Source organism: uncultured Pigmentiphaga sp. (assembly GCF_937950555.1).
Taxonomy (GTDB): domain Bacteria; phylum Pseudomonadota; class Gammaproteobacteria; order Burkholderiales; family Burkholderiaceae_B; genus Pigmentiphaga.
Genome location: NZ_CALFCW010000024.1, coordinates 1 through 4,164, shown reverse-complemented (window position 1 = coordinate 4,164; position 4,164 = coordinate 1). Strand labels below are relative to the sequence as shown.

General features: G+C 66.3%; 4 protein-coding genes and 1 pseudogene. 4 read left to right on the top strand and 1 reads right to left on the bottom strand.

What is annotated here, in order from left to right; all coding sequences use genetic code 11:
* Window positions 1-364 precede the first annotated feature (364 nt).
* From Q0319_RS06225 to Q0319_RS19350, 4 genes are read left to right on the top strand one after another with little or no spacing between them, the layout of a single operon-like run.
* Complete coding sequence (locus tag Q0319_RS06225; RefSeq protein ID WP_299451456.1) at window positions 365-1,378, top strand: tripartite tricarboxylate transporter substrate binding protein; 1,014 nt, start codon at window positions 365-367, stop codon at window positions 1,376-1,378.
* A 14-nt stretch (window positions 1,379-1,392) separates the two neighbouring features.
* On the top strand, window positions 1,393-2,361 hold the full coding sequence (locus Q0319_RS06220; protein ID WP_299451455.1) for a TAXI family TRAP transporter solute-binding subunit: 969 nt from the start codon (window positions 1,393-1,395) through the stop codon (window positions 2,359-2,361).
* A 55-nt stretch (window positions 2,362-2,416) separates the two neighbouring features.
* Window positions 2,417-3,427, top strand: coding sequence for a hypothetical protein (locus tag Q0319_RS06215; RefSeq protein ID WP_299451454.1), 1,011 nt, complete (start codon window positions 2,417-2,419; stop codon window positions 3,425-3,427).
* A 13-nt stretch (window positions 3,428-3,440) separates the two neighbouring features.
* The gene (locus Q0319_RS19350) at window positions 3,441-3,767 is read left to right on the top strand and encodes an alcohol dehydrogenase catalytic domain-containing protein (RefSeq protein ID WP_363322247.1); all 327 of its coding nucleotides are present in this window, start codon (window positions 3,441-3,443) and stop codon (window positions 3,765-3,767) included.
* Here Q0319_RS19350 and Q0319_RS06210 read toward each other — a convergent pair.
* Window positions 3,685-4,164, bottom strand: a pseudogene (locus Q0319_RS06210) (hypothetical protein); the annotation flags it as partial. The gene Q0319_RS19350 and the pseudogene Q0319_RS06210 sit on opposite strands and share 83 nt — an antisense overlap.

Below are 4,164 nucleotides of genomic sequence, written 5' to 3'. Positions count from 1 at the left end.
TTGGCGGCGATGAGGAAGGCTACCGCCGTCACGATGCGCAAGCGCAGGTTGGCGGCGCCGGGCGGCCACAGGTAAGGCAGCAGGGTACGAAGCGTCGCGAAGCCGCCGCCGGAGCGGCGCAAGGGAGCGGAGGGATTCAAGGCGGACTTCCGGTTTGCAGTACGGAAACGATACGCCTGTTTGGATAACCAGGCTGGTTTACCCCTACGAGTCATCCTCTTAATTACCCGTGGCGAGCCTGCTGGCAGAGGTGCGGCACGGCCTTCGAGGGTGTCTCAATAATTGAGATTCGGGTTTGACCTCCTTTGTGCGGGGCCCCAGTATTTGCAAAAAAATGAATTAACCGGGATAGAGGGAGACAACCATGAACCCGATTTTTTCCAACGTCGGCGCCAGCCGTCGCAGCCTGCTTGCCCGCTCCTGCCTCATGACCTTTGCCTGCGTGGCGGCGCTGGCCGGCACCGGTACCGCGAATGCCGAGCTCTTCGACGGCGGACGCGTCACGATCGTGGTTTCCACCCGGGCCGGCGGCTCGTTCGACAACGCCGCGCGGCTGGTGGCCGAGCCGCTCTCCAAGGAATGGGGCGTGCCGGTGGTGGTGGACAATCGCGCCGGCGCGTCTGGCGTCATCGGTGCGGCGCATGTGGCGAAGTCGCCGCCCGATGGCCGCACGATGCTGCTGGGCACGACTCCCTTTGTGCAGGCGCCGCACCTGTTGCGCAACGCGGGCTACGATCCCGTCACCAGCTTTGCGCCGGTCGCGCAGCTGTTCAACGCGCAGCTGTGGCTGGGCGTCAACGCCGGGCTCCCCGCCAAAACCGTCAAGGAGTTTGCCGCACACGCGGCCGAGCCCGGTGCCAAGCTGTCCTTCTCCAGCCCGGGCCAGGGGACCACGCCGCACCTGAACATGGTCATCCTCATGCAGCAGGCGGGTATCGACATGCTGCACGTGCCTTATACGAGCATTCCTCTGGCATTGATGGACGTGGCGGCGGGGCGCATCTCCAGCGCCTTCGCGTCGTATTCCGACCTGCTGCCCCACGTGCGGTCGGGCACGATGCGCATTCTGGCCAGCACCGGGTCCGAGCGTTCTCCCATCAGCCCCGACGTTCCCACCATGAAGGAGCTGGGCTACGGCGGCTTTGAAATCGTGGGCTTCGGCGGCCTGCTGGTTCCGGCCGGAACGCCGCCGGAATTGACGGCCAAGATGGCGGCGTCGGTGCAGAAGGTGCTCGCGCGTCCCGAGATCCGGACCCGGCTGCTCGAGCTGGGGTTCGAGCCGGTCGATGGCGACCAGAAGTCCTTTGCGGCGCTGGTGCGGGAGCAGAACGACTTCTGGGCCAAGGTGATCCGCGACGCCAACGTCAAAGTGGAATAAGGAGGAAAAAAATCATGCAACCCGCTCTTTCCCGCTCTTACCACCTGCGTTTCGTCGGCGACTGGGGCGCGGCCAATTTCCATCGCATCTGTTCCTGGTTGTGCGAAGAGTTCTGCAAGCGCGCCGGGTCGCGTAGCCGGGTGGCGATATGGAGCATACGAGGCGGGGGTATCGAGGCCATCGACCTGGTGCAGGAAGGCGAGGCGGATCTCTGCCTCGTTACGCCAGCGATGCTGATGCCCGCCGCGTTGACCGGCCAAGGCATATTCCAGGGGCGGGCTGCGCCCAATCTGCGCTCGCTCGCGGTTCTGCCGCAGAACGACCGCATGGTCCTGGGCTTGCGTGCCGACCTCGGCATCGGATCGTTCGAGGAGCTGCATCGCCGCAAGCCGGCCCTGCGCATAGCGACCTCGCGCAACGACGGCACCAATTTCATCGGTTATGTCGCGCGCCTGTTCATGCAGGCGCATGGCATCGACGATGCTACCTTGGCCGCCTGGGGCGGAACCTATGTCGAAGACACCAACCCCCGAGACAGCCTGACGCGCATGGAAGCGGGCGAGGTGGACGCGGTGTTGCAGGAAGCCATCATGACGCCGTGGTGGGCGCACCTGGTTGAGTCCGGGCAGGTCGTGCCGCTGGCGGCGGACGCAGGCGCGCTCGCCCGCCTGCGCGAGGATCACGGCTTCCGGAACAATCCGCTGCCCGCGGGGTACTGGAAGCCGCTGGAAAAACAGATCGACGCGCTCGATTTCTCGGATTTCATGGTGCTGGTGCGCGATGACATGGACGAGGACGTCGCGCATCTGCTCACCTGGTGCCTGGTGGAAACGCGTGGCGCCATCGAGCGTCAGTATCGCCATTTGCCGCCACAGCGCAGTCCGCTGTCGTATCCGCTGGAGCCCGCCAAGATGGCAAACCCCCCTATAGCGCTGCACGCCGGCGCCCAGCGCTATTACCGCGAGGCCGGTCTGCTGGCCTGAAGCTGCCTCTGTGGCCGAGCGTTGCGCATGAACTGTGGGCTAGCGCCGCGCATGAATGGTGCTGGCCGAGGAGACCGTCATGTCTGAGGTTTACGAGTATCTGGAAGTTTTCCCCTTCGACGCGCCGCCGCGCAAACTGCGGCGGCGCGAAGAGCTGTTGCTTGCGGCGCCCCTGCCGGGCGCCGGGCGTCCCCCGCGCGAGTATCCGCCCATCGAGGTGGTGCATTTTCCCCCCGAGTATGTCGAGCAGCCTTTCGTGCCGCCGCGCGGTGTCTATGAGAGCGCATCGGTGCGCATTGAGTGGCAGACGATGAACGCGCGTCAACCTTTCTATCATCGCAATTGCGGCGTGGACGAGATTTCCTACCAGGTGTGCGGCGACCGCACCATCATGACCGAGCTCGGCAGCGTCGACGTGGTGCCGGGCGAATTCGCCCTCCTTCCCGACGGCGTCGCTCACGACAACTACGGCCGGCGCGACATCCACCTGCTGTTCTATGTTCCCGGTCCCGTCGAGCGGCTGGGACCTGTGGCGCGCCATTCCGAAGCCAGGATCCCGCCGTTTCCCGGCTGGTCGCCGGCGCCGGTGAATGAATTGGTCACCGAGGGCATTGCCGGGCCGGGTCAGGACGTCGCGCTCGGACCGGTCGATGAACAGCTGTTGCTGGCGCATGCCGATGAAACTGGAGACAGGCTGGAGGTGCTGCGGCCGGACGAGGACGCCCAGGCCACGCAGTGGCTGTACCGCAGTCCGGAAATCATGATCGGGCAGGCGACCGCCGCGGTTTCTTCCGGGCAGGTCTATCGCCGGCTGCGCAACGCCGAGGAGATCCAGTACCAGGTGTCGGGTACGCGCACCCTCGTCACCCAGCGCGGCGCGGTGCAGCTCATGCCTGGAGACTTTGTCCGCATTCCCCGCGCGGTGGCGTTTACCAGCATCCACGCGCAGCCCAGCACGCACCTGTCGCTGGTATCCGTGCGGCCCATCCCCCAGGTGGCGCAGGCCGCGCGGCAATCGATCCGCATGAACCCCGAAGAAATCGACGCGCTGCGCCGCCAGCCGTGAACAAGGTAGCGAAATGACCACCATGCTTGCCGCGCGCGCCCACAAGGGCGCGACTGAATTGAGCCTCGAAAGAATCCCAGTGCCGGAGCCGGGACCGGAGGACGTCGTCATTAAGGTAATGTCTGCCGGGATTGCGCCCGGCATGATGAAACTGCTCCAACGGGGCAGGTTCACGCACCTTCCTTCTATCCCCGGACACGAGATCGCCGGTGTGGTCGTGTCCGCCGGTGTGGTCGTGGGTGCTGTCTTCGTGATGGTCATCCAGGGTGCCCCTCTGCAGTTGTCGGCCCGCCGACGGGATCGGCGACGGGATCGGTGTGGGTGGTGGGGTCGAAGGTGACGCCGAACAGCGCGTCGTAGTCCGGCAGCGCGCGGATGGCCACGACGTGCCCGTCGGGGTGGGACCGGGTGCCCGACCGCGGCCGGGCGCGGGTGGCGGCCAACTCGGCGCGCATCTCCCGGGCGGTGGCCTTGTGCTCGGGATCGGTGATCGTGGCCCCGCTGGACCAGACCCGCTCGTGAGTGGCCACCAGCTGGTCGGCACACGTGACGGCAACCAGGGCGGGGGTGGCGATCCAGTCGACGAACCGGCCGATCGCGCGCGGGTTGACCGAGTAATCGTTGCCGTCGATGCGCACGTAGTAGTCCCGCGCCAGCCGGATCCGCCCGGTCAGCCCGACCATCGGGGCCACCGGCGGCAGCTCGACCATCGCGGCGCGGTCGGCGGCCCACCGGTC